Raw genomic sequence first — 26408 nt, 5'->3', positions numbered from 1 at the left:
TTGCTAATACTGTCTTTTTCATTTTCATTTCCTTTTTTTTTGTTTAATTATTTATTACGTGACTTATTCCATTATCGGCATAAGTCACTAATATTCTTATTTATTTAACATATTTATATGTAAATTTCATTCTGAAAAATCTTTACACAAACACTGTTTCCATAATTTGAATACCGCAGGGATAACGACTAAGGTCAATAATAATGCCGACGCCATCCCGCCTATCATTGGGGCAGCAATACGCTGCATTACTTCTGATCCCGTACCGGAACCATACATAATTGGAATTAAACCGATGATCACTGTCAGTACCGTCATCATAACAGGACGAACACGTAACCCAGCGCCCTCACCAATGGCTAACGTTAAATCTTGCTGCGTTACCGAATTGTGGTTTTCTTTTGCCGTGGCTTGTTTTTCATCCCATGCTTGGTTCAAATACACCAGCATGATCACTCCAATCTCAACCGCAACACCAGATAAAGCAATAAACCCTACACCAACGGCAATTGAGAAATTAAAGTTTAAGATGTGCATTAGCCACAGACCGCCAACCATAGCTAACGGCAATGTCCCCATGATAATTAACACTTCACCAACTCGTTTAAAACTTAAATACAAAAGCAGCATAATAATCGCGATGGTTACAGGAATAACCGTCGTTAATTTCTCTTTTGCTCGTTCCATGTATTCGTATTGGCCAGACCAACCAAGGGAATAGCCCGCGGGTAAATCCAATTGATCATGCACTGCTTGTTGAGCCTCATGCACATAAGAACCTAGATCTCGACCGTCAATATCGACAAACACCCAACCATTAGGTCGTGCGTTTTCTGTTTTTATCATCGGAGGACCATCTTCATAACGAATATCCGCGACATCAGCTAAGGCAATTCGAGCACCGTTCGCCGTTATCAATGGCAAGTTCTGCAACTTAACAACAGAATCACGATACGATTGTGGATAACGAACATTAATTGGATAACGCTCCAACCCTTCAATGGTTTCTCCTACATTCATTCCACCAACTGCGGTTGATATCACTTGCTGAATGTCTTTAATATTCAAGCCATATCGAGCGGCTTGACGACGTTTTATATCGATATTTATATAACGCCCACCAGCGACTCTCTCTGCATAAACCGAGGTGGTTCCTTTAACGTTATTTAAAATAGGTTCTAACTCTGCCCCGATCTTTTCTATTACGTTAAGATCTGGCCCCGCTATCTTTATCCCTATTGGGGTTTTAATTCCTGTTGCTAGCATATCGATACGCGTTTTGATTGGCATCACCCACGCATTCGTTATTCCAGGGAATTGAATCAATTGGTCTAGCTCTTTTTTAATTGACTCAGTAGTTACACCGTCACGCCATTCATCTTTAGGCTTGAACTGAATAACCGTCTCTATCATGGTTAATGGTGCCGGATCGGTCGCGGTTTCTGCTCGACCCACTTTTCCCCACACGGTATCGACTTCTGGAACGGTTTTAATTAATTTATTGGTTTGCTGTAATAGTTCACGCGCTTTACCAATAGAGATGCCTGGATAGGTTGTTGGCATGTACATTAAATCGCCCTCATCCAATGGTGGGATGAACTCACTGCCCATTTTAGAGATTGGATAATATGACGATCCCATTAAGATAACGGCAACCAAAAGTATCTTTTTTGGAAAGCGTAAACTCAAATTCAGTAATGGTCGGTAAAGTGCCACTAGCGTTTTGTTTATTGGATTTTTGTTCTCAGGCAATATTTTACCTCGAACAAAATAGCCCATTAATACAGGTACTAAGGTAATTGCTAGACCAGCAGAAGCCGCCATTGCAAAGGTTTTTGTGAAGGCTAATGGAGAGAACATCTTCCCTTCTTGGCCTTCTAATGCAAATACAGGAACAAAGCTTAAGGTAATGATAAGCAATGAGAAAAAGAGCGGAGGTCCAACTTCTTCTGCCGCTTTCCCTATTACCTGCCAACGATTTTCATCCGTTAATGGTGTTTTTTCTATGTGCTTATGAACGTTTTCTATCATTACGATAGCACCATCAACCATTGCACCAATGGCAATTGCGATACCGCCTAATGACATGATGTTGGCATTAATACCCTGCCAATGCATAACAATGAACGCACAAAGGATCCCAACAGGCAGACTTAATGCGATAACCAACGAAGAACGAATGTGAAATAAGAATAAAGCACAAACAATGGCAACAACGATAAACTCTTCAGCCAATTTCTCCCATAAATTTGTTACTGCATGGTCAATAAGTTTAGAGCGATCATAAGTCGCTTTAATTTCTACCCCTTCCGGTAAGCCTTTTTGCAATTGAGCCAATTTCTCTTTTACATTTGAAATGACGTTACTGGCGTTTTCACCAAAGCGCATGACAATTACACCACCAACAGCTTCGCCTTCTCCATTAAATTCAGAGATACCACGGCGCATTTGTGGTCCAAGATTAATATCAGCGATATCACCAAGTAATAAAGGCGTTCCCTTATCGGTTACTTTCAGCGGCAATGATTTTATTTCTTCAATACTGCTTAAATAACCCGAAGTACGAACCATGTGTTCAGCTTCCGCGACTTCGATAACCGAAGCGCCCGCCTCTTGATTCCCCTCTTTAATGGCTTTATTAATTTGTTGTAGCGTTAGGTTATAAGCTCGCAATTTATCAGGATCAATTTCCACTTGATATTGCTTCACCATTCCGCCAACAGTCGCAACTTCTGATACACCATCAACCGTTTGTAGTTCATATTTTAAGAACCAATCTTGCAAGCTACGTAATTCCGCTAAATCGTGCTTACCGGTTTTGTCTTGTAATACATAACTGTATACCCAGCCAACCCCTGTCGCATCGGGCCCTAATGTGGGTTTTGCCTCTGCGGGTAATCTAGGTGCAACTTGGCTTAAATACTCTAACACCCTCGAACGCGCCCAGTACATGTCGGTATCATCATTAAAAATGATATAAACATAGGAATCACCAAAGAATGAAAAACCACGAACCGTTTCCGCTCCCGGAACCGCAAGCATGGCGGTAGTTAATGGATAAGTCACCTGATCTTCCACCACTTGAGGCGCTTGTCCTGGGTAGCTGGTTTTAATGATCACTTGAACATCTGAAAGATCAGGCAAAGCATCGACTGGTGTATTCTTTACACTGTAAATTCCTGCAACAACTAAAGCAAAAGTCGCAACCAGAACTAAAAATCGATTTTTAATCGACCAACGAATAATGGCGGGGATCATAATAACGCCCCTTCTTTTTCAATCTCAATCAATTGATATTCATCATTTACTTTTTGAACTAAAAACTGAACCGCTTCACCTTCACGAAAAGAAGCCAAATCAATCTTTTTATCAACCGAAAAATTCATTTCACCCGCTTTCCAATCCCATTGTGAGACGGCTTTATGATCAAAGGTAACCATGCCAAAATCAGCCATTAGCATAGTAATATTGCCAGAAATCCACACACTGTTTTCAGGACCATTAATTCGGCTTAATTCTGCCGTCTTGCTTGATTCAGAGTCCAATAAGAATTGAGCTGACGTGACTACTTTATCGTTTTCTTTCAATCCCTTAACTATTTCTACTTTATTGCCTGCTTCGCGACCGGCGATAACTCGAGCTGAGCGATATTTCCCATTACCTTCATCCAATACCACTCGGGCCATGCCATTTGAACGGATGACCGCTTGACGAGGTATTGTTAATACTTCTTCTTTTGTTTTAGGGTGAATGGTGATGTTAGCGAACATATTTGGTTTCAATGCACCGTCTTGGTTATCAAATTTTAAACGCATGCGCATGGTTCGTGTTTTTGGATCCAAAATCGGATAAACGTAATCCACTTCACCTTCCCATCGTTTCCCGGGGACCGCATCTAACGTCATCACCGCTTTATTACCAGAAGATAACCAGTGAGCCTGACGTTCAAAAACTTCAGCATCTACCCATACATTTTCTAAAGGTCCTGCACTAATAACGATTTGAGAGGGTGATAAATAGCCACCTTCTCGAATATTTAAACTCGCAATGACACCGCTTGAAATCGCTTTTATCTCTATGTTTTTATTTGCTTTACCACTTCTAACAATAGAATTAACTTGAGCTTTATCCACACCCAATGACTGCAAGCGTTCTCTTGCGCCTTTGACCAGTCCTTTTCGACCTGTTCGATACGCGTTTAGTAGCTCTTCTTGTGCTTTCACCAATTCAGGAGAGTAAAGAGTAAATAACACATCGCCCTTATTTACCTTTTCACCTATGGCATTGATATTTAGCTTTTCAACCCAGCCTGCTACACGTACGTTTACTTGCCACAACTTACTTTCATCAAACGCGATATAACCCACAGTATCTATATTTGGAGACAGGATCGTTTTCTCAACAAAAGCACTTTTTACGCCTAAATTGTTCACCACGCTTGGATCTATTGTTACGGTACCCGCTGGTGACTTCTCACCTTGTGCATCGTCGGCATAAACAGGCACTAAATCCATCCCCATTGGTGATTTACCCGGCTGATCTCTGCGATAATTGGCATCCATAGGGGCAACCCAATACAAAGGCTCACTGCTTGATGATGCGCTATTTTCTTGAGCCGTCATCGCCATTGCGCTCATTGTGTGTCCCGAGTATAAATTCATGCTCGCTGCACCAACAACACCGCCAATAACAACTGAAAGTAATGCTATTTTAACTGGTTTCATATTCTCTTCCTTAATGCTCAGACGGGGTTATTTGTGGTGCAGATACGGCATAATCAAAGCCATTTAAATAAAAAGCTAAGTTACTGTATGTTTTACTTAAATCACTAAATAAACGCTGTTTCTCTAACTCAATACTCAGCTCATCATTGGCTGCGGAAATCACATCATTAAATTGTGCCGTATTATTTTCATAACCTCGTTCTACCGCTTTGGTTCTTTCTTTTGCTTGAGGCAATAACGTATTGTTGTAACGAGAAAGACGTTGTTCAAAATTCACTTTATCCACTAACAGTGAATTCACTTTGGCGTTCAATTGTCGTAATAGAACATCACGTTGTGATTTCGCAGAACCCACTTGATATTGTGCAGCCGCATAATTTTGATCTTGACGTTTATCGGTAAATAGAGGGATGTCCATCGTTAAATAAGCGCTGACTAAATCAGAGGCGGGTTGCCCTCCCATTCCATTCGCTTGACGATAACCGTACATGACCTCGACACCAAATTGAGGAGAGTAAGATTCATTGGCAATATCTACTTTTGTTTTTATTGCCGTGATCGTGAGTTCACTCATTTTTACACTTGGGTTTGAATTTAATAAGTCATAGAATTCAGTTTCTTGAGGTGATTTACTCGCTAATAGTCGCTCTAAGGTAGACCACCCTAATGGTGTTATTTCTTTTGATTTTTGATCCGCTAAGTTAGGTAACCATTCGCTAAGCTGCGCATAAATTCGTCCTTGTAATTGACGATTTGTTTGCAACTTCTCATCGAGTCGAGTTAGCTGAATCTGTGCTTGAAGAAGATCCTGACTTTCGCTTTTACCAATGGCGTAATTGGTATTAATGTATCTTTCCATTTCAGACAATAGCTGACGGTTTTCATGCAAAATCGCCTCTGCTTTTTGTAAGAAGCCTAGCTCTATCCACAGTTGAGTGATTGTATTTGCTACATCGAGTTCACGAACTTGAATTTGCATCGCCAATACATCCGCTTGCTGCCCAGTTTGCTTTTGTTGTAAATCTAAACTTGATCCTCGCCCAAACTTCTGCATTAATCCGACAGAAATATTGGTCATTGGATCTTCATCAAACTTAAAACTGTCTACTGGTAGCCCACCAAATCCGACTTTAAGAGTAGGATCAGCAAGCGTTGAACTTGCAATACCAGTGGAGCGTAGTGCTTGTGATTGCGCGTATATTTGCTCTCGACTTGCATCTGAAGACAACGCTTGTTCGATAAGCTGCGTCAATTGACTTTCTGCCAAGGCTTGACCTGAAAGTACTAGCGAGATCATTGAAGCTAACCACACCTTTTTAGAGCGTGTACGTAATGTATTTTTCATGGAATCATTCCAATAATGACGTGATCATAAAGACGGATCACTGCCATGATTAAACCGATAAATAAGCGTTAAATATCTTATTTAGAGAATTGATTTAATTGGAATTACGCTATTGGAGGGCGGTAAAGCGAAGAAGAGGTAAATGAACGTGTTTGCTCATTATATTGAGCATATACAATCACGGATGCAGTAGCATTAGTATGAGCAGTAAACCCGATAGGTAAAGCATAAACAGACACGACACAAATGGTTTTACAACAGCTATCACCTTTATCAGAACAATGATGACTGTTATCCATCAACATTAATGACATATCACACTGCATATAACTGGTGTCATTACTTTCAGAAGAGTGACAATCTGACATGCAATCCGTCATACTCTCTGTATTTTGTGCAGCTTCCATTGGCATATTCATCACCATTCCTTCCATTTTCATTGGATAGCTGTAAGCAGCACTTGATAGCACTAATGCCACCAGCGTAATACTTGTTACTAACCATTTAGAAAAAGAAGTAAACACGATAAAAAGTCCAAATACACAGAATATGAGGATAATAAGCCTTCCACTTAGGGTAAGGTCAATTCTTTTATGTGAAAAACGTCTCAAATTTGAAATCAACCGCTTACGAAACGTCAATGAATTAACGTAACGCATATTTTTACAAGAGAACTTTTGCTAGATTAGCGAAAAATTCAAGGATGTTCTTTTAATGAAAAAACCTCATAAAATCGCGAGTTTAGAGCTAGGGCGACTGTTCGCTCTGTTTGCGATTATTGCTTTGCATTCTCAAATCTTCATGACGTATTTATTAGTCGATGATGTTCCCGTTTTTGGTTATGCTTTTAATCAACTGACCCGTTTTGCTGTTCCCTTCTTTTTTATTCTGTCTGGTTACTTGATCCAACCTAAGTTATCAACATCACCGTTCAATACACTTAAGCAATACTCATCACCATTAATTAAGATCTGGCTAGTTTGGAGCCTATTATGTTTAGCAATGCCATTTAATTGGCAACGGGTAGCAACCGATGGGTATTTGGCTGAGCGTACAGGCTATTGGAATTGGTTAACTCAAAACCCTCTCAATGCCTTAATGGAAGGTGGTATGGTGCATTTGTGGTTTATCCCTGCACTGGTTATCGCGGTTGCGATTATCGCATTATTGATTCATTTCAATAAATCGTCTTTACTTATTCCTGTTGCGGTTATCTTTTATGCTTATGGCGTTATGGGCGGCAGTTATCAAACATTAACTGAAGTATGGACGCCCTTCTTTACTCGTAATGGCCCCTTCTTTAGTACATTGATGGTAGTGATTGGCTTTGAACTGAGAAAACGCAAGGTGACGTTATCTTCAACAAAATCCTTACTACTCTTGCTAGTAGGTATCGTTATTCATTTTAGTGAAGCGTATTGGCTAACCACTTATCATATTCCTTTTAATCAACATGATTTCTTAACAGGCACACCATTGATAGGTATCGGTCTATTTTTATTGTTGTTATCTAGACCTAATATAGGGAACCACCCGCTGACGTTTAAATTAAGTAGACATGTACTTAGCATTTATATTTGTCATTTATTGTTCGTTGCGGTGCTATGGAACCTAACAAAAATGATGGGCGTTACATTGGCGGTAAGAGATTTTACCGTTGTGTTCGGGACTGTTATATTATCTACTTCGTTTGTTCTTGCTGTAGATAAGACAAGTCTTAAGAAATGGTTATTTAGATAAAAATACAGCGATGCACGATATTTTTCGTGTATCGCTAATGTAATACCAATCAAATATGATTTAACTCATCAAATGCTTTCTTCGCTTCATCACTTGCCATTACTCGGCCATGACCCAAACCTGTCGTTGGGTACAACGTCACATTTTCAATATGCTCAGACGCTGATTTAGAGAGATCAAAACTAGTAAAACGGTCTTCTTTATCATGCACAATGATAGTTTTGTTTTTTCGCAGTTGTAATCGTTGGTATGGATTAAAACTGTCAATCGTACGTTGATATTGGTGTTCAATATCACCGACTATCGCTTTAAACAATTTAATCGAATAACCTGAGCGTTCAATACTACCAAATAAATTTTCAGTGTAATTCAATACAGGAGCAATAAGTAACAGCGGAGTATCATCTAACTTAATATGATGGCACTCTAAAACGGCTGCTGTCCCCATACTATGAGCGACCACACCAACCACATTTTCTTGAGCATCTAACACTGCATTTAGTCCTTCAATAAAGGCTGGTAAATGCGCATGCTTACCTTCACTTTGACCATGCGCTGAATGGTCAAAAGCCACCGCAGTAAAACCTTTAGAAGCGATGTGTTCCATTAATGGAAAGAATTGGCTTGAATTACCCGACCAACCATGAGCAAGTACCCATACTGGCCCAGAACCAAGTTGATAAAGACTAAGCTCACCTTCTGATGAATTCAATTTACTCTTTATTAGCCCTGTAGGTTCTGTATTTTTGGGTTTAGTTCTTACTGGGGTTAATAGTAGTTTTCGTCCCATTTTCTTAGCGTGATTAGGAATTAATGTGTGGTGCAAGCGTGTCACAATATTTAAGGCGCTGCGTTTAAAGCTGAATTTTTTCACTGTGCCAAAATAGATGTCCTGACTCATGCTCTCTTCCTGTTATAATTTTTATGCCATCATCTTATATTAACTCTATAAATTGTCGAGTAATCGTTCTATTTTATTAACAATTTTATCACACGCTTTAATTATCGTTCTTATTGTTTAAAATCAAAAAAACATAACATGTATAAAAAATGCATGTTATTAACTATTCTTTACGCTATACTTCTGCGGTATCCACAATTTTGAGAATCATTAATAATGAATATTACTGATAAAGCGGTAGAAGAAAAAATCCCACCTATTTTACGTTTAGGTTTCCGTCCCTTTTTCCTATTAGGTAGCATTTACGCAATCATTGCTGTTGCCATCTGGGTGTGGGCATTTCAAACTGGGCAACCTAGTCAGTTAACGGTTCCTGCATTATGGTGGCATGTTCATGAAATGCTATTTGGGTTTGCAATGGCGATTGTCGCAGGCTTTGTTTTAAGTGCAGTGCAGAACTGGACCAACGTTAAAGGAACCTCCGACAAACGACTCGGTTTTATTGTGTTGTTATGGTTATTGCCTCGATTTTTATTTTGGACAGCAGCTCCATTATGGTTAATTTCAAGTATTGAAGCCTTATTCATACTTGCTATTGCTTATGAAGTTGGATTTCGAGTTATCAAAACCAAAGGTGTCCGTAACTTCTTCTTCATTCCTCTCTTTTTAGTCGCAATTGCAGCGAACTTCGCAAGCTATGCCACGATCAAAGGAATGCCGCCTTTTACTTCTGCGGCCGTTTGGGAATCTATGTTGTGGTGGTTTACCTTACTGATTTCGGTAATGGGGGCACGTGTTATCCCTTTCTTTACTGCGCGTCGCTTTCAGTTTGAAAAAGCACAACCCGTCATGTGGTTAGAAGCCTTATGCAACATTCCTCTGGCAATGCTATTTGTTCTTAGCTTTTTCCCTCTTACCTCTGCTGAAATTAGCCCGTATTTAATGGTAATTGCAGGCACTGCACAATTAGTTCGCATGGCTCGTTGGAAAGGTCATAAAACATTAAGTGAGCCATTAGTATGGTCACTTCATGCTGGTTATTTATGTATCCCATTAAGTCTATTAATTCGTGGATTGGCGAGTAACGGTTTTATCTCTCATACCGCTATTCACTTATTTGCTATTGGTGCGCTAGGTGGTGTCATTCTAGCGATGATCGCTCGTGTAACGATGGGCCATACAGGCCGTGAGATCTATAAAGGACCTGTTATGTGGCCTGCTTTCGCTGCCATTATCCTTGCTGCCATTATTCGTTCTGTTGGTGTCATCATTTCCCCTGAATATATGATGAATATGATCAACATTGCCGCAATACTATGGGTATTTGCATTTGGTCTGTTTGTTTGGCATTTTGCGCCAATGCTATGTAAAAAACGTGTTGATGGTCACCCAGGTTAATTTGCAGTTCAAATAAACAAGATCTAACTCACACATTGCAGATCTTACTGTCAACATTAACAATAGTTAATGTTGACACCACCTTTCCTTAATCTTCCCCTCTGTATCCTTAGCTTAAATTAAAAAATATGAAATTTACTTTAAGGAATACAATATGAATGTATTAGGTTATATGCAAAAAGTAGGTAAAGCGTTGATGGTTCCCGTCGCTACGCTTCCTGCTGCCGCAATATTAATGGGTGTTGGTTACTGGATGGATCCAACAGGTTGGGGTGCAAACAGTGTATTTGCTGCATTTTTAATTAAATCAGGCGGAGCCATCATTGATGTAATGCCGATGCTATTTGCCATTGGTGTGGCGTTTGGTTTAAGTAAAGACAAAAATGGTTCAGCGGCACTGGCAGGTTTCATCTCTTTCACGGTGGTTACCACCCTTCTTTCTCCTGCGGTAGTGGCTCAGCTTGAAAACATTCCTTTGGATCAAGTACCTGCGGCATTCGCTAAAATTAATAACCAATTTATCGGTATTATTGTTGGTGTAATTTCTGCTGAAATTTACAATAAATACTCTACAGTTGAACTACCAAAAGCATTAGCTTTCTTTAGTGGTAAACGTCTTGTTCCTATCTTAACATCAATTGCGGGTATGGCTTTATCATTCGTACTTCTTTATATTTGGCCTGCTATTTTTGATGCACTAATCTCTTTTGGTACTCAACTTCAATCGATGGGTGCTGTAGGTGCTGGTCTGTTCGGTTTCTTTAACCGTTTAATGCTGAGTGTTGGCATGCACCATGCGCTTTATCCTGTGTTCTGGTTCGATGTTGTTGGTATTAATGACATTCCGAACTTCCTTGGTGGTGCGCAATCTATCGCTAATGGTACTGGTATTCCTGGTCAAACAGGTATGTACCAAGCTGGCTTCTTCCCTATCATGATGTTTGGTCTTCCAGGTGCAGCACTTGCTATGTACCACTGTGCAGAAAAACGTAACAAGGCTGCTGTATTCTCTATCATGCTTGCTGCTGCAATGGCGTCATTCTTTACCGGCATTACCGAACCGCTAGAATTCAGTTTCATGTTCCTTGCGCCGTGGTTATACCTGATTCATGCTATCTTAACGGGTCTATCTCTATTCATCGCGGCAAGCATGGAATGGATGGCTGGTTTTGGTTTCTCTGCAGGTTTAGTCGATTTTGTACTTTCAAGCCAAAACCCATTAGCGGTTAAATGGTACATGTTGATCCCACAAGGCCTTCTATTCTTTGTTCTTTACTACACAATCTTTAGATTTGCGATTAAGAAGTTTAACTTCCTAACTCCAGGTCGTGGCGAAGACATGAATAAAGATGACTCTGTAGAAGAGAACATTACTGATGTAACGAATGCGTACATTAAAGCAATTGGTGGTGCAGACAATATTCTAGAAGTAGATAACTGTATTACTCGCTTACGTTTAACAGTAAAAGACTCTGGTCTTGCTGATAAAGATAAACTGAAATCAATTGGTGCAGCAGGTGTTGTTCCAATGGGTAAAGGTGGCTTACAAGTTATCATTGGCTTAGGCAAAGTTGATAAAGTTGCTGCTGAAATGAAAGTGATTTTAAAGGTCTAACACATAAATATTCATACCAGATGTGATATCAATACTATTAATTTGATAATTAGTGATATTGATGTCATGTAATGTGAGTACAACTCAAGAGCCTTAACTCTTCCCCCTTGATAAGGCTCTTTATGATGTATTCCTATTTTTGGTATTTTCAATACTAACGCTCTAATCCCTCTCTTTTTCTTGCTACAATATCTGAACTAAACATAGAGAATACTTATGAAAATATTGGTTATAGAAGACGATCAAACCACTCGTGATTTTATTGCAAAAGCGTTAGAGCAAGAAGGCTTCATTGTCGATAGCTCTGGCGATGGTAAAGAAGGATTAATGATGGCAATTAGCTGTGAATATCAGTTAATTGTATTAGATCGCATGCTTCCTAACCTTGATGGTTTAAAGATTTTGTCTGCGATTAGAGCGACTGATAATAATACACCCGTTCTTATTCTTAGCGCTCTAGATAGCGTAGATCAGCGTGTTGAAGGCTTAACCGCGGGCAGTGATGATTATTTAACGAAACCCTTTGCTTTAGCAGAATTGCTAGCACGCATTAATATTATTTTGCGCCGTAATCGTCCAATAGAGAATACGTTGAACGAAATACAGATCAATAATCTAACCATTAATCTTCGCTCTCAAAAAGTCACCATAAATAACGCGCCTATCGCACTACAAAATAAAGAATTCATTTTATTGCGCTTTCTTGTCGAGCATGTTGATGAAGTTGTCTCTCGTATGCGCTTATTTGAAGCCGCATGGGATTATCATTTTGATCCAAAAACCAACGTCATCGATGTTCACATCGCTAAATTGCGTAAAAAACTAGAACACGGTGGCGCGGTAAATTTGATCGAAACGGTACGTGGAGCGGGTTATGTTATTAGACAAGCGTGATGAGCTATATCGTTCATCCATCTTAAAGCTATTAATCTGGTTTGCGGTTGGCTTATTCTTGATGATGGCTCTTCTTCTTTATCAACTGTATTCCACTTCACTGCAGCTATATAACCAAAACCTTGATGATTGGCTACAGGGGGAAACCTCACAGCTTCAATCCATAGCAAATAGCGAAGGTATTGAAGGGGTTCAACAGAGCATTGATAATAGTAAAGATAATAACCGCTATATTTATCAAATTGTCCACCACGCCTTCCCAATGCCAACAAATACATCGTCAACCTCTTACCCTGTTATTGCTCAGATTAAACAGTATCAAGCCAATAATGATTTTCCGAATATGCGAGCAACAAAAATTGAACTTCCAGATGGCTCACTGCTAACGGTTGGCATTGATCAAAATCGATATTTAAATTTCAAAAAACAATTGGATAGCTCTGTTATTTGGGGAACCTTCTTCCCGTTTATCGCCTTATGTTTAATCGCGATTCTAATTGCTATTTATATTCTTAAACGTTTAAATCTTGTCAATCAAACCATGCATCGTGTGATGTTAGGTGAGCGTAATGTTCGCTTAAAAGTTGGCCCTGATATGAATGAATTTGATTTACTGGCTTTGCATTTAAACAATATGCTAGAGCAGATGGAGCAGAGTGAATCAAAGCTTAAATCATTAACCGTAGATATCGCTCACGATTTAAGAACACCCATGGGACGCATTAAGTTACGTATTGAAGACCTTTTATATGATAATACCGTAACCGATTATCATCAGGAAAAATTAGAAAACATTCAATCTGATTTTTCTCTTCTGCTTGATACCTTTAATGGAATGATGGAGTTATATCACCTAGAAAATGGCGGAACTCCCATTAATAAACAGCAGTGTGAGCTCAGCAAAATAGTCCAAGATGCCATTGAATTTGCTGAGCCTACCGCATTAGATAAACAACAAATGTTGTATTTAACGATCGAGATGCCCTGCCGACTCTACGCTAATCCAAGCCTGCTCTTTCGTGCCGTATTTAATATCATCGATAATGCGATCAAATATACCCATCATGGTGGCGTGATTGAAGTGATTGTCGATTGCTTTGGTGTTGTGGTCGCCGACAATGGTATTGGAATAAAACCAGAAGATAGAGAGCGAGCATTAGATCAATTGGTCCGTTTAGATCCTAGCCGGACAGAGCATGGCTTTGGTTTAGGCCTTGCTCTGGTGAAAACAGTAATGAAAATACACAATGGAAAGATCAGCTTAAGTGACAACTACCCAGGCTTACGAGCCCGTCTATTATTTGACGACACAGTAAGCAGTACTCAATAAGTCATTACCGCAGTACATTCCAAGCCTCACACATCACTCTAAACTTATCGGCATTACCTGTCGCTCTGTCTGGGTGATGTTTCATTGCCAATTTTCGCCATTGCTTTCGAATGTCTTTTGCCGTGGCGCTTTCTGACAAACCAAACAATTTTAACGCCTGAATGCGATCTATTGTGGAAATAGCGCTTGAACCCCCTAAATAACGACGGTAGTTACTCCAAAATTCGTTCAGTAAACGCTTAACTTCATCTTCTTCTACTTGGTAATTTGTCCACTCTAAATAATATTCTCGAAGTGGATGTGTGGTATCAATAACGGGGGTTGTACCTACTGTTTCTACCACCGAGAACAGCTGTATGCTCATGGCTTCCACTTGCAACCATTGTTCTGGATACAACTCAGTTTGCAGTTGATAAAGTGCATTCATGATCAAAAAATTACGCTTAAACAGATCTTTATCTGGGCTTTCATCAAGTTGTGTTAGTAAGCCTTTTTCGATCAAATGAGAAGAGAGTGTATGAACTTTCCATTCTTGATCTGCTTCTTGTAATACCTCAAATAACGGCCAAACTAACGGGTTTTCAAACTTGCCGTCCGTTTTATCTAAATGCTTATCCATTACTTCTTATGCCTCATTTGTTCAATTCACATAATAATCATAAAAAATGGCAGCCATTTCTGACTGCCATTTAATTTACAAACTTAACTTACTGTTATTCAGCAATCTCTGCTTCTTCTAGCGTTTGTTGAGTTCGGCTTGCTGCTGTATCTTGTCCAAAACCTTTTAGGCCCACCACATGAACGTGCTCACGATCTTTGAAGATCTTACGAACCAGTTTATACGTCGTACCCTTCTCTGGACTGATGTTCTCTGGCGCCGCGATTAATAATTGCATATCCAAACGGTCACACAATTCAAATAATGTCGCGATAGATTTACCATCCAGACGTGCCGCTTCATCCAAGAACAATAGGCGACAAGGCATGATGTCTTTGCTACGAAGACGACGAGACTCATCTTCCCAACTTTGGATAACCATCAGTAGGATCGCTTGACCCGTACCAATCGCCTCACCTGTTGATAATGCACCCGACTCTGCTTGTAACCACCCATCAGCACCACGGTTTACTTCAATGTTCAGTTCTAAGTAGTTACGGTAATCCAGTAACTCTTCACCCAATGTTTGCGGAGAACGTTGACCTACATCGATATGTGGATTAATACGTTGGAACAGTTTCGCAATTGATTCTGAGAACGTAAAGCTAGGATTACCAAACAAGTCTTGATGCTGTGCTTGATGCTCAGACAGACCGGCTAATAACGTCGCATGCGTTTCACGGATACCAACGTTTAAACGAACACCCGTTACTTGACCAAAACCAATTTGAGATAAACCTTGGTTTAGCATACGAATACGGTTTTGCTCACGCTGAATCGTTTTACGTATAATGCTGGCAACACTTTCAGAACTTAATGCAAGGCGATTCTCACGAGAAGTTAACTCTTCAGTTAAACGACCAAGCTCCGTTTCCATCTCTTCAATGGCTTCAACTGGATCATCAGTACGAATAATATCCTGACGAATACGCTCACGAAGATGCTGATAAACCGCAATGTAGAATAGAACCTTACGCTCTGGCTTACTTGTATCTTCAGAAGCACGCAGCGAGTCACGTAGGTCTTCATTATCTGCAACTGCTAAACGAAGCGCACCTAATGATTTATCCGACATTGAGCGCAGCTCTTCAGCACTTAAATACGCCAATTCACGTTTGTGTAGACGACGCTCAACATCATTTTCACGAGCTAAACGTAGAACTGAACACCAACCTGCTTTTGCGTTAACCACAAAAGTGCGTAACTCTTTGTACAGTTTTTCAACTTTACGTGATTGCTTAACTAAGCCTTTAATCTCAAGTTCATTTGATGTGATGCTTTTTTCAAGCTCACTCTTACGACCACGAGAACTGTGTAGGCGTTCGTTCAATTCACCTTTACGAACTTCAGCACGCTCTAACGCACTTTGGTCAGCGTGAACACCAAACTCTTGCAGCTCACGTTTAAATTCCTGAACGGTCTCTTGCTTAGCTTGATGCGAACTCTTAAGCGATGCCATTACTTGGTTATATTGGTTTGCTTGAGCTTGGGATAGCTTTTGTTGCTCTTTCGCTTTAGTACGCGCTTGTTCTGCTTGTACTAATTTCGCTTTAAGTTGTTCGTTTAGTTCACTGCTCTTATTAAGCAATGTAACCGCATCTTCATAGCCGAAGTGATGGCGACGCTCGACTAAATCAGAAATAGCAAACAATTGTGCTTTAATGCTTTGTAACTGCGCATCAATTTGCTCATGTTCAGCTTTTAATGCATCAAACTGTTCAGGATCCACTTCTAATGCACGTTGCAAGCTTTCTAACTCAACAATCACTTTACCATTTTGACGTAGGAAACTTTCTGCTTCTGATACTTGTTCAACTTGAACACTGATCTCTTCAAAACGCTCAGTGATGGTTTCATCTTCAAGCACATTGATATGAGGTGCAATTTTAGCTAATTGAGACAGTGCCTCTTTTGATGCTAACAGTTGAGATTTGTGTTGTTGCTCAGTCGCTACCAATTCATTTAATTGACGGCTCGTTTGCGATAATTGCTCACGTGCTTTTTTCAATTCAACTTCTGGATCGGCATCAAACGCGACTACTAGGTGTGTTGACACGAAACCATTGAAGCTTTGGTATAAACGTTGAAGTTTTTGTGAATCAAATGCCGCTTTCGCGTGCTCTTCAACCGCAATTTCACGTTCTTCACGTAATGTGTCTAAACGTTGCTCACGAGCAGCGCGACCAAACAATGGCAGCTCAGGGAAACGAGAGTAACGCATTTGGCGATCATTTAGGTGAACACAAACCGCATTCTCCATTTCATCGGCATCAAATACGCTGTCATCAAACGCGTCAATATCGCCTTCAATGATGTAAAGATCATCTGGGCAATCATCAAGATCCACCAGTTTTTCTTTGATACCAGATAAATCAGACACAACGATAGCATGACGAGCAGGGCCGTAAAGCGAACTAAAATACGGTGCATCACTTAACGTAATATCATCGTAAATTTCAGAAAGCAGTACGCCACCTAATGTATCCGCAAGACCTTTAAGGCGAGCATCACCACTACCACCAGGAGCCGCTAAACGTTCAATCTCACCATCTAACTCTTGTTTACGAGCAGCAAGGCGATCTTTATTGGTTGAAAGTACGCGTTCGTTTTCTAGCGTTTCTTGCATTTTACTGATAACCATGTGGCTATCTTCTAACTCAACACCACACTGATCATTCAGTTTATGTAGCGCATCATTACCTGCAATCCATTTCGGTGCGATTGATTCTAAACGCTGAGTTTCAGAACGAAGTTGCTGTTCTTGACGCTTTAGCTCTGAGCGTTTATCAATGATATTTTCTTGCTGTTCTTGAACGGTTTCAAGCATCTCTTCATAACGAGCTTGTTCTTCTTCAAGTACGATTTCAGAATCAACAGTGATATTAAAACGTTTTGCATATTCAGCCGCCAATTCTTGAGCTTGACGTTGTAAACGCACGGCACGTTCTAAATCTTTGTATTGCGCTTTAAGCTGTTCTGCACGCTCTGCAATATTGCTGAACTGGCGAGCTTTCTCAATTAAGGCTTTTGCTTTATCTGACGCTTCGCTTCGCTCAACATGACCGGCAATTGAGGTAACTAATGCTAAGCCACGTTCAAATTGTTGAACGGCAGCAGAAGAAAGGTCCAGCTTATGTTTAATAGCAAGAAGTGCGATTGTTTGACGCTCTTCTTTTGCTTTTAACTCAGATTGAAGATCGACTGCATTGTGTTGCGTTAGTTCATCATTCGCTGTTAGCTGCTGTGCTTTTTCAAGTGCTTTAACGGCTTGTTGATATTGAAGCGCACGGGTTTGCTGCATATCCAACGCTTGTTGGTAGTCAGCAAGTTGTGTTTTAAGGCTATCAACTTCTTCTTCAGTTAATTGTGCTTGCTCTTCTGACATCGCAAGTTGTTCAGCGGCTTCTTCTACCACCATAACTTGCTCTTCTAGACGCTCTGTTAGCTCTTCTAGATCTTCAGAGTAGCGTTCAATCTTCTCTTGTTGACGAACGGCTGTTTGCACTAATTGAAGATGATCTGAGGCTGCTTGATAATCTTGTTCAAGACCTGATTCTGAATCCGTAAGCAGTTCTAGTTCGCTCTGCATGTTGTTCAATACAGAAGATAAACCAACCAAGCTGTTTTGTGCATTCATTAACTCAACACGGTGCGTTAATGTTTGTTCCAGTTTTTTACGACGATCATTCGCATGACGCATATAATCTGAAGCAACATAGTTGGTTGATTCAGTAATTAAGCGCTTAAATAAATCACGATCAGACTGTGTTGTTTTGATCGCTTCTAATGTCATGCGGTTTTCACGCAATGCCGCCTCCATATCTTGGAAGGCTTTCTTAACACCACCATTTTGTGGTAATAAGTAATCACGTAAAGAACGCGTGATTGCACTAGAGATACCGCCGTATAAAGATGCTTCAAGTAGACGATAGAATTTAGAACGATCACTGGTATTACGAAGTTTCTTAGGCAGAACACCGTAATCAAACATTTGCGCGTGGTAATCAGTGACTGAGTTAAACGCTTTGAACTGAACACCTTCGTATTCAGCCACAATGTCTTTTACTTCATTAATTTGACGAACACGCGCTTGGTTTTCAAACACCGATTCAATCATTAAATCGGTTGCTTTCACGTGACTTGACAAACCGATAATAATAAGCGGTTTGATGTCTCCCTTCTTATCACGACCAGCAACTTGCTGTAATTTAACCGCAAAAAGAACACGTTGATTACGCGAGTTTACTACGTCTAGTGCAGCATAACAGGCACCCGGCTTTAATTTACCGTGTAACCCTTTATCACGTGATGCTTGTGAGCTACCCGCTTCGGTTGTGTTACGGAAATGCAGTAGCGATTGATCCGGAATTAGCGTGGTGATAAACGCGGCCATTGTGGTCGATTTACCGGCACCGTTACCACCAGAAAGTGTTGTTACTAGATTATCAATATCAAAGGTACGAGCAAAAAAGCCGTTCCAGTTAACCATGGTGAGTGATTGATATTTACCACGTTCAATCATGCTCATGCATCACCTTCCAATTCTAATTCATGCTGCTCTTCTGCAGATACATCACTTAATTTTTCATTTTCATCAAGATCGAAGCTAGATTGGCTCGATTCTTCATTGTGAACGACAACCGCTTCACCATCACGGATCAAGCGCAGTTGTGCTTCTTTCATATCATCATTAGAGCGAACATCTGCACCAAAACGGAATACCGCTTCACTGATGCGGAATTTACCCTGCTCACCTACTTGAATGATCATACCTAGACGCTTTAAACGACGCAGTGAAGTACGAACTTTATCAAACAGCTTTTCTTTATCTAAGTCAGAACCTGATGCACGGTTAGTCACTAACTTCATTAGCTTTTGTTCATCAGCTAACACTAATAGCTCATCAAACAGCTCTTGGTTCGTAAAGATACCTTCGTGAGCCAAACGCTCTGGGCTTAGGTATAAGAAACACAAGACTTTACCAACTAGCATGTCTATCTCAGCCAATACGCTGCGTGCAATGAAAGAGGTAGAGCGCGGACGTAAGTAAAAGAAACCTTCTGGTGCTTTTACTAATTCAGCATGATAACGCTGATAAAACATACCAAGCTCATGTTCAAACTCACACAATAAACCGTGGTTATCTAAATCTTCACTGGCAATATGGCGGCCAGAACGCAATAAACTGTCTAATGCTGGGAATAATGGATTAGCAATTGCTTTTGCTAACTTCTCAGGCATAAATTCTTCAATATTTGTCAATGACATTTGCTTGTACCTTCGCACCGAATTCGTTAATAGACTGCCAATCAGGTTGAACGGCTTGGAAATCGGCTTCTGAATAACCGAGACGCACGGCTTGATCTACCACTAAGCGGGCCAGATCAAAGTGCTGAGAATGAGGATGAATCGCTAGATACTTTTTAAGTACAGTACCCAACTCAATCGCCTCACCAGTGTCTTTATGATGTTGTAGCATTTCACTGATCTGTTCAGCTAAGAGATCGGCAATAATGGTCAGCTCTTCAAATTCCATTTCTTCAGGGACGATACCGGTTACTTCATCATCACGCAGCATGAGCGTTTCATCACGCATATCACGTAGACGCTCTGTATCTGCGTACGTTAATAACCATGGCGCATCAAAATACCCTTTTACAGAATCACGCAGACGCTGACTAAAGGCACGGTTTTTATCCATATCAATTGCGGTACGAATAAATTTATGTACGTGTCTGTCGTAGCCAATCCATAAATCAATCGCTTGTTGTCCCCAACTCACAATACGGTCAAGCTTCATTTGCAATGAATACAGCATGGCGTCAATAAACTCTAACTCGTCATTACCATAAACAATTTCTTGAATATTCAGTAATTCCGTTTGAAGTTGATCACCTGCTGCTTGCAATGAATCTTGTAATTCGCGCAAGTTACCCGAGGTTTCATCAAGTAGCTTTTCACAGCTCGAGATCGCTTCACGCCAGTTTTGGTTTAGCAGCACAGCAATTTCTTCTTTAACTGATTGTTGTTGTTCATCCATTACGCGTTGGTTTAGATCGATACGATCAAAAATCTCTCCAACAGAGTATTTCAAAACACCGAATACGTTTTTACGCCAGTGCTTCGCATCACCACCTTTTTCAGCCGCTTGCGATGCTTTCTGGATCTCTTCTGCAACCATCGTCAACTGAATAGAAAGCTTCAATTTAGAGAATTGACGGTGGCGCACGTAATAATCGGTAATACCAATCGCTAATGGTGTTAGACGATAGATGTTCATTCCATCGGTACTTTCACCACTAAAGCGGCTAATTAAACGTTGTTTTACTAATTCATTGATTGCATTGTTCGCACGAAAAGCAATGGTGTCATTGGATTGACCAAATAAACCACTGATGATGCCAAACGCATCGTGAAGTTCACCTTCACCCAGCTCATCATCAAATCTTTCATTACTGAGAACAGCAATGGCCAACAAAAATGCCAGACGCTCGGTCGGCAAGTTCAATGAGAAATCGTGCTGTTTTACCCAGCCAACCAGTTCATCAACCGTTTGGTCTGTAACAGCATTAGAAAACTCACTCATTGTGTATCCTTTGTGTACATCATTATTATTTTCTCCTCGTCCATATATAAATATAACGACCAAGAGACAGATAAGGTTCTTGACGGCATAACTACTCGTCTATAGTACCCTGTTTTATGGTGGTAACTTAAACTGTTTCCAACGTGGCATGCTATCAAAAACATGAGAAATATTGCCACAAATCACACTTTTCAATAGAATATCAACCTTAACCGCCCCGTGCTGTTCAATTTGTTGTACAGCGGAGTAAATAAGTGAACATTGAGACTCTGACCGCATCTATATCCCATATCTAATATGGTAACTGGCGCAGAATTTGCTTACTATACACCATGATAGCTTCATATCTTGCCATACTATAATTTGACGAATATCACTTTTATCTACGCCATACAGGCTCTTTGTAAATGTGTAGGTGATGTCGTCGAAATTACGGTCTTTATTCACAGTGGTTAAGTTATGATATTATCTATTGGAAACAAGCATTGTCGCATAAGAGCTCAAGGAAGTAACAGCATGACGCTGTTTTTTGCTCTCAAGTGGTGATTTTTCATTCTATATCAGCGGTAATAGTCAAAAAATATGTTTGAGTTAAAGAAGTTTGTATCATCAATGCTGATGCCCTTGCCAGGATTACTCCTGATTGGCTTCATCGGCCTATTCATTTTATGGTTTTCAAAAAGGAAAGGGTTTGCCTCTTTTTTACTGACACTGTCTCTTATTGGGATTTTCTTATTGTCTTTTCAACCCGTCACAACACCATTACTGAAATCTACAGAGCGAATATATCCTTCGTATATAAGCCCTGAAGCCCCTGTAGAGTATGTTCTAGTTCTTGGTAATGGTCATGTTGTTGACGACGATATCTCACCGATCTCTGAATTATCACGCGCCGCTGTTATGCGTTTAGCTGAAGGGATCCGTATTTATCGAATGTACCCTGGCGCAAAGTTAATTTTGTCTGGCTATAAGGGCGGAACAACGGTTAGCCACGCTCGAATGATGGCTCGTGTTGCGCTTTCTCTTGGGGTTAATAAATCAGACATTCTTTTATTAGAAAGAGCAAGAGATACGCAAGAAGAAGCAATTCAAACACTAAATTCAGTGGGAAATAAAACCTTAGTTCTTGTTACTTCGGCAAGCCATATGCCACGCGCAATGGCTGAATTTAACAAGTTAGGTATGAACCCTACTCCTGCTCCAACAAATTACTTAGCCCATTCTGAGATTAAACAGCCATGGGAAAAATACGCACCAAAAGCCAAATATTTAGAGCAATCTGAGCGTTTTTGGTACGAACAGATGGGTCGTTGGTTTATGCAATTGAAAGACATGCTCGTCGCCAATGAACAGCAAGCACAAGAAACACCACAGGTTGAAATAAATGATGTATTAGATAAAGTAGATGAGATAAAAAACTCACTGCCTTTACCTAAAAAAGACAATTTGTAATATTAATATAATCAGTTAGACATTAAAAAGGCCCGGAACTAATTTACTTAGTTTTCGGGCCTTTTTCGTTTAGCTGTCTGACTAAGACGTAAATCAAGCCAATAAAGCTCGTACTTTTTCTAAATCTTCAGGTGTATCTACACCAGCGGCTGGTGCTTCTTTTGCTACAGCTACATGAATTTTTTCACCGTACCAAAGCACACGCAATTGCTCAAGACACTCGATTTTTTCAAGTACGCTTGGTTGCCAATTAATATAAGTATTAATAAAGCCAGCACGATACGCATAGATACCAATATGACGAAGCAATGGATTTGCAGTTAGGCTCTCGCCTTTTGCAAACGCATCACGATCCCATGGGATCGCCGCTCTGCTAAAGTACAACGCATAACCTTCTGCATCAGTCACTACTTTAACTGCATTTGGATTAAATACATCGTCTTCTTCATCAATCTGTACTGCTAAGGTTGCCATAGGCGCAATCGAATCAGATAAATCCTGAGCGACTTGTTGAATAATACTTGGTGGAATAAGTGGTTCATCCCCTTGTACATTCACTACGATTTCATCAGCGGTAATGCCACATTTTTCAATCACTTCAGCTAGGCGCTCTGTGCCTGACTCGTGATCGGGTGATGTCATACATACGTCACCACCAAAGCTTTTAACTACCGCTTCGATACGAGGATCATCGGTTGCAATAATAACGCGATCAGCCCCCGCTTTTGATGCTTGCTCATAAACCCATTGGATCATCGGTTTACCACAAATATCAGCCAATGGCTTACCTGGTAAGCGTGTTGACTGGTAACGAGCAGGAATTATGACTGTGAACGACATAGCTCTACCTCTTCCATTGTCATACGACGAGCTTCAGGCTCAAGCATTACTGGAATACCTTCTGTGATTGGGTATGCAAGACGATCGATTTTACAGATCAATTCTTGCTTATCTTTATCGTAGTTAAGTTTTCCATTACATACAGGACAAGCAACGATTTCAAGAAGACGATAATCCATATTGTTCTTTTACCTCTATAATTTTATCTAATATTTGTTGTGCTTTTTCTTCTGGGAATTTGGCATCAACTGGTAAATACCACCATGACGATTGAGCAAAAGACTGACACTTAACCGCATCTTTCTCCGTCATTATTAATTGCTCGCCATACTGCATTAAATTTTCAATTTCTGTTGGTTCAAACGCTTTATGATCACCAAAGCCTTGGGTATGAACCACATCTGCCTTTAACGAGATTAACGTATCAAAAAAACGTGGTGGATGACCAATACCAGCAAACGCAACCAAGTTGGATAATGAAGAAATTACGCGCTTTTCACCTGTCACTAGGTTAATCGCCTCACTCGGCTCAAGCTTCATTGAAATTTCGTTCTCTTTTGGTTGCTCTCCATTACAAATTAAGAAATCTACCGTTGATAAACGATCAGTTCCCTCTCTTAATGGCCCTAATGGGATGTATTGTCCATTACCAAAACGACGTTTGCCGTCAATAATAATAAATTCAATATCACGTTGTAGAGCGTAATGCTGTAAACCATCATCAGTGATGACGATATCTACACCTTGCTGCTCAAGCATTTTAACCGCTTCACTGCGAACAGGGGCAACAGCAACATCCGCTTTGGTGCGTTGTTTTATCAATACTGGTTCATCGCCGGAAATATCAGGCGTGGTCGTCTCGGTAAGCAAAAATGGATAATACGGTGCTTTACCACCATAGCCACGAGAAGCGACCCCAACTCTGTAACCTTTTAATTGAAGTTGCTCAACGAGCCATACAACAACAGGGGTTTTACCGTTACCACCCGCAGTGATATTACCCACAACGACAACAGGAACAGAAGATCGGTAGCTCTCTTTCTTACCTGACTGATAATCTGCTTTACGCTTTGCGGCTAACCGTTTAAATACGCAACTGAGTGGCCACAATATCGGCCACAACAATTTACCTAAAAAATGGTTATCAAACCAAATCTTCTCAACCATTAATCACCAAACTGAATGCGATGTAACTGGGCATAAGCACCATCATGTGCAATTAGTTCAGCATGAGTTCCACGCTCAACCACTTCACCTTCATCTATCACTAGGATCTGATCCGCACTTTCAATGGTTGATAAACGGTGTGCAATAACTAATACGGTTTTATCTTTTTGCAGCTCATCTAGAGCCGACTGAATCGCTTTTTCTGATTCGGTATCTAATGCAGAAGTTGCTTCATCAAGAATTAAGACTGATGCATTTTGCAATAGAGCACGAGCAATTGCGATACGCTGACGCTGACCACCGGATAAATTCGCACCATTTTCACCAATCATGGTATCAAAACCCTGCTCCATCTTATTGATGAAGTCTGACGCATAAGCCAATTCTGCCGCTTTCTCAATTTCTTCGCGAGTAAACTTACCCTCTGATGCATAAGCTATATTATTTGCTACCGTATCATTAAATAAGTGCACATTTTGCGACACTAACGCAAAGTGTTTACGAAGATTAGGAAGTCTATAATCTTCAATTACATTGCCATCTAACGAGATAGATCCAGAGTCAACATCGTAAAAACGGGTAAATAGATTGGCAATGGTACTTTTACCAGAACCAGAGCGACCGACTAATGCAACCGTCTTACCAGTAGGAATATCAAAGCTCACGTTACGTAATGCTGGTCCTTCTGATGTTGGGTAAGTAAAGGTGACATTTTCAACTTTAATATCGCCTTCCACTTTATCTTTAGTAATAACACCGTCGTCTTTTTCTTTATCCATATCAATTAATTCAAATAACGTTTGACATGCCGCCATACCTCGTTGGAAATCAGACGTTACGCTGGTCAGTCCTTTAAGCGGACGCAATAAACCAAACATAGCAGAGAAAACAACCGTAAATGTACCCGGAGTCAATGTCTCTTTAATAGAATCTACACTTGCTAAATATAAAACCGTAACCAAAGCAAAAGAAGCAATCATTTGAATAATTGGGTTAGCTAAACCTTGAGCTACCACCATTTTCATGCCTTGTTGGCGCATGTGATTACTGATGTTATCAAAACGTTCAGACTCAACCTTTTGACCCCCATAGCTAAGAACAACTTTATGGCCTTTCAACATTTGTTCAGAGGTTGCTGTTAATGAGCCCATCGCCGTTTGCATGTTTTTACTGATCTTTCTAAAACGTTTAGAGACAAAACTAATCGCGAAAGCAACAACAGGGGCAACCACAACAAGCACTAAAGAAAGCTGCCAACTATTCCAAAACATCAAACCAAGCAAACCAATAATACTTGCTGATTCACGAACAATATTCACTAAGGCTTTACTGGTTGCTGAAGCAACTTGCTCTGAGTCATACGTAATACGAGACAGTAAGCGACCTGTAGATTCTTGATCGAAATAACTCACAGGCATGTGCATAAAATGATTGAATATTTGACGACGAATTCGCATCACGACATTACTCGCAACCCAACTCATACAATAACCAGAAATAAAACCACTTAAGCCACGAATAAACATCATTGCTAAAATGATAAATGGCATTTTCTTCAAGAAATCTGAATCCGCGTTACCAAAACCTTCATCTAATAATGGCTTTAATAACGAAAGCATATATGTATCGCTTAATGCATTAATCACCAGTGCAACAACAGCAACCCAAAGCCCTGTCTTATACAGAGAGATTAGTGGCCATAAACGCTTAAATGTTGCCCATGTAGATTCGTCTTTTTCAATAGTCATAAGTACTTAT

Annotated in this window: 19 protein-coding genes and 1 pseudogene; 6 read left to right on the top strand and 14 right to left on the bottom strand. The window is 40.2% G+C overall.

Going from position 1 to position 26408, the window contains the following annotated elements:
* Positions 1-126: 126 nt before the first annotated feature.
* The 4 genes from Q1K78_RS11425 to Q1K78_RS11410 form a co-directional block, all read right to left on the bottom strand.
* Positions 127-3258, bottom strand: coding sequence for an efflux RND transporter permease subunit (locus Q1K78_RS11425; RefSeq protein WP_300178513.1), 3132 nt, complete (start codon positions 3256-3258; stop codon positions 127-129).
* Entirely contained in the window at positions 3255-4724 is a 1470-nt protein-coding gene (locus Q1K78_RS11420; RefSeq protein WP_300178510.1) for an efflux RND transporter periplasmic adaptor subunit, read from the bottom strand. The genes Q1K78_RS11425 and Q1K78_RS11420 overlap by 4 nt, the downstream gene beginning before the upstream one ends.
* 10 nt (positions 4725-4734) lie before the next feature.
* The gene (locus Q1K78_RS11415; RefSeq protein ID WP_300178507.1) at positions 4735-6069 is read right to left on the bottom strand and encodes a TolC family protein; all 1335 of its coding nucleotides are present in this window, start codon (positions 6067-6069) and stop codon (positions 4735-4737) included.
* A gap of 104 nt (positions 6070-6173) precedes the next feature.
* A complete protein-coding gene (locus Q1K78_RS11410) occupies positions 6174-6593 on the bottom strand; it encodes a hypothetical protein (RefSeq protein ID WP_300178504.1) in 420 nt (139 codons plus the stop codon).
* Between the two features lie 190 nt (positions 6594-6783).
* On the opposite strand from Q1K78_RS11410, the gene Q1K78_RS11405 reads away from it, so the two are divergent.
* The gene (locus tag Q1K78_RS11405) at positions 6784-7809 is read left to right on the top strand and encodes an acyltransferase family protein (protein WP_300178501.1); all 1026 of its coding nucleotides are present in this window, start codon (positions 6784-6786) and stop codon (positions 7807-7809) included.
* 49 nt (positions 7810-7858) lie between these two features.
* Here the strand turns inward: Q1K78_RS11405 and Q1K78_RS11400 are convergent, their stop codons facing one another.
* Positions 7859-8710: an alpha/beta fold hydrolase gene (locus Q1K78_RS11400; protein ID WP_300178498.1), complete on the bottom strand. Its 852-nt coding sequence runs from the start codon at positions 8708-8710 to the stop codon at positions 7859-7861.
* 213 nt (positions 8711-8923) lie between these two features.
* Between Q1K78_RS11400 and Q1K78_RS11395 the strand changes: the two genes are divergently transcribed.
* The 4 genes from Q1K78_RS11395 (at position 8924) to Q1K78_RS11380 (ending at position 13947) form a co-directional block, all read left to right on the top strand.
* Positions 8924-10108 (top strand): NnrS family protein, encoded by a 1185-nt coding sequence (locus Q1K78_RS11395; RefSeq protein WP_300178516.1) that lies wholly within the window; start codon positions 8924-8926, stop codon positions 10106-10108.
* A gap of 154 nt (positions 10109-10262) precedes the next feature.
* Positions 10263-11723 carry an N-acetylglucosamine-specific PTS transporter subunit IIBC gene (gene nagE, locus Q1K78_RS11390; RefSeq protein ID WP_300178495.1) on the top strand — a complete coding sequence of 487 codons (1461 nt, stop codon included), beginning with the start codon at positions 10263-10265 and terminating at the stop codon, positions 11721-11723.
* A 216-nt stretch (positions 11724-11939) separates the two neighbouring features.
* A complete protein-coding gene (locus Q1K78_RS11385) occupies positions 11940-12617 on the top strand; it encodes a response regulator transcription factor (protein ID WP_300178490.1) in 678 nt (225 codons plus the stop codon).
* Positions 12598-13947, top strand: coding sequence for a HAMP domain-containing sensor histidine kinase (locus Q1K78_RS11380; protein WP_300178487.1), 1350 nt, complete (start codon positions 12598-12600; stop codon positions 13945-13947). The genes Q1K78_RS11385 and Q1K78_RS11380 overlap by 20 nt, the downstream gene beginning before the upstream one ends.
* Before the next feature lie 4 nt (positions 13948-13951).
* Here Q1K78_RS11380 and Q1K78_RS11375 read toward each other — a convergent pair whose 3' ends face one another.
* From Q1K78_RS11375 to Q1K78_RS17395, 5 genes and pseudogenes are all read right to left on the bottom strand, one after another.
* Positions 13952-14566 (bottom strand): DNA-J related domain-containing protein, encoded by a 615-nt coding sequence (locus Q1K78_RS11375; protein WP_300178484.1) that lies wholly within the window; start codon positions 14564-14566, stop codon positions 13952-13954.
* Between the two features lie 94 nt (positions 14567-14660).
* Entirely contained in the window at positions 14661-19133 is a 4473-nt protein-coding gene (gene mukB, locus Q1K78_RS11370; protein ID WP_300178481.1) for a chromosome partition protein MukB, read from the bottom strand.
* Positions 19130-19873, bottom strand: coding sequence for a chromosome partition protein MukE (mukE, locus tag Q1K78_RS11365; protein ID WP_300178478.1), 744 nt, complete (start codon positions 19871-19873; stop codon positions 19130-19132). Before mukE ends, mukB begins: the two co-directional genes overlap by 4 nt.
* Positions 19854-21191 (bottom strand): chromosome partition protein MukF, encoded by a 1338-nt coding sequence (gene mukF / locus Q1K78_RS11360; RefSeq protein WP_300178475.1) that lies wholly within the window; start codon positions 21189-21191, stop codon positions 19854-19856. The genes mukE and mukF overlap by 20 nt, the downstream gene beginning before the upstream one ends.
* Positions 21192-21536: 345 nt before the next feature.
* Positions 21537-21638 (bottom strand): annotated as a pseudogene (locus tag Q1K78_RS17395) (tRNA uridine 5-oxyacetic acid(34) methyltransferase CmoM); the annotation flags it as partial.
* Positions 21639-21773: 135 nt separating this feature from the next.
* On the opposite strand from Q1K78_RS17395, the gene elyC reads away from it, so the two are divergent.
* A complete protein-coding gene (gene elyC, locus Q1K78_RS11355; protein WP_300178470.1) occupies positions 21774-22643 on the top strand; it encodes an envelope biogenesis factor ElyC in 870 nt (289 codons plus the stop codon).
* Positions 22644-22736: 93 nt separating this feature from the next.
* On the opposite strand, the gene kdsB is transcribed toward elyC, so the two are convergent.
* The 4 genes from kdsB to msbA are packed head-to-tail and all read right to left on the bottom strand — an operon-like array spanning position 22737 to position 26398.
* On the bottom strand, positions 22737-23483 hold the full coding sequence (gene kdsB / locus Q1K78_RS11350; protein ID WP_300178467.1) for a 3-deoxy-manno-octulosonate cytidylyltransferase: 747 nt from the start codon (positions 23481-23483) through the stop codon (positions 22737-22739).
* Entirely contained in the window at positions 23465-23662 is a 198-nt protein-coding gene (locus tag Q1K78_RS11345; protein WP_300178464.1) for a Trm112 family protein, read from the bottom strand. The genes kdsB and Q1K78_RS11345 overlap by 19 nt, the downstream gene beginning before the upstream one ends.
* Positions 23643-24650 (bottom strand): tetraacyldisaccharide 4'-kinase, encoded by a 1008-nt coding sequence (gene lpxK, locus Q1K78_RS11340; protein ID WP_300178461.1) that lies wholly within the window; start codon positions 24648-24650, stop codon positions 23643-23645. Before lpxK ends, Q1K78_RS11345 begins: the two co-directional genes overlap by 20 nt.
* Positions 24650-26398: a lipid A ABC transporter ATP-binding protein/permease MsbA gene (gene msbA / locus Q1K78_RS11335; RefSeq protein WP_300178458.1), complete on the bottom strand. Its 1749-nt coding sequence runs from the start codon at positions 26396-26398 to the stop codon at positions 24650-24652. Before msbA ends, lpxK begins: the two co-directional genes overlap by 1 nt.
* Between the last annotated feature and the right edge of the window lie 10 nt (positions 26399-26408).

Origin of the sequence: uncultured Aliivibrio sp. (genome assembly GCF_946479765.1) — a bacterium.
Taxonomy (GTDB): Bacteria; Pseudomonadota; Gammaproteobacteria; order Enterobacterales; family Vibrionaceae; genus Aliivibrio.
The sequence above is the reverse complement of the archived record's forward strand: the minus strand, read 5'-3'. Positions and strand labels throughout refer to the sequence as shown.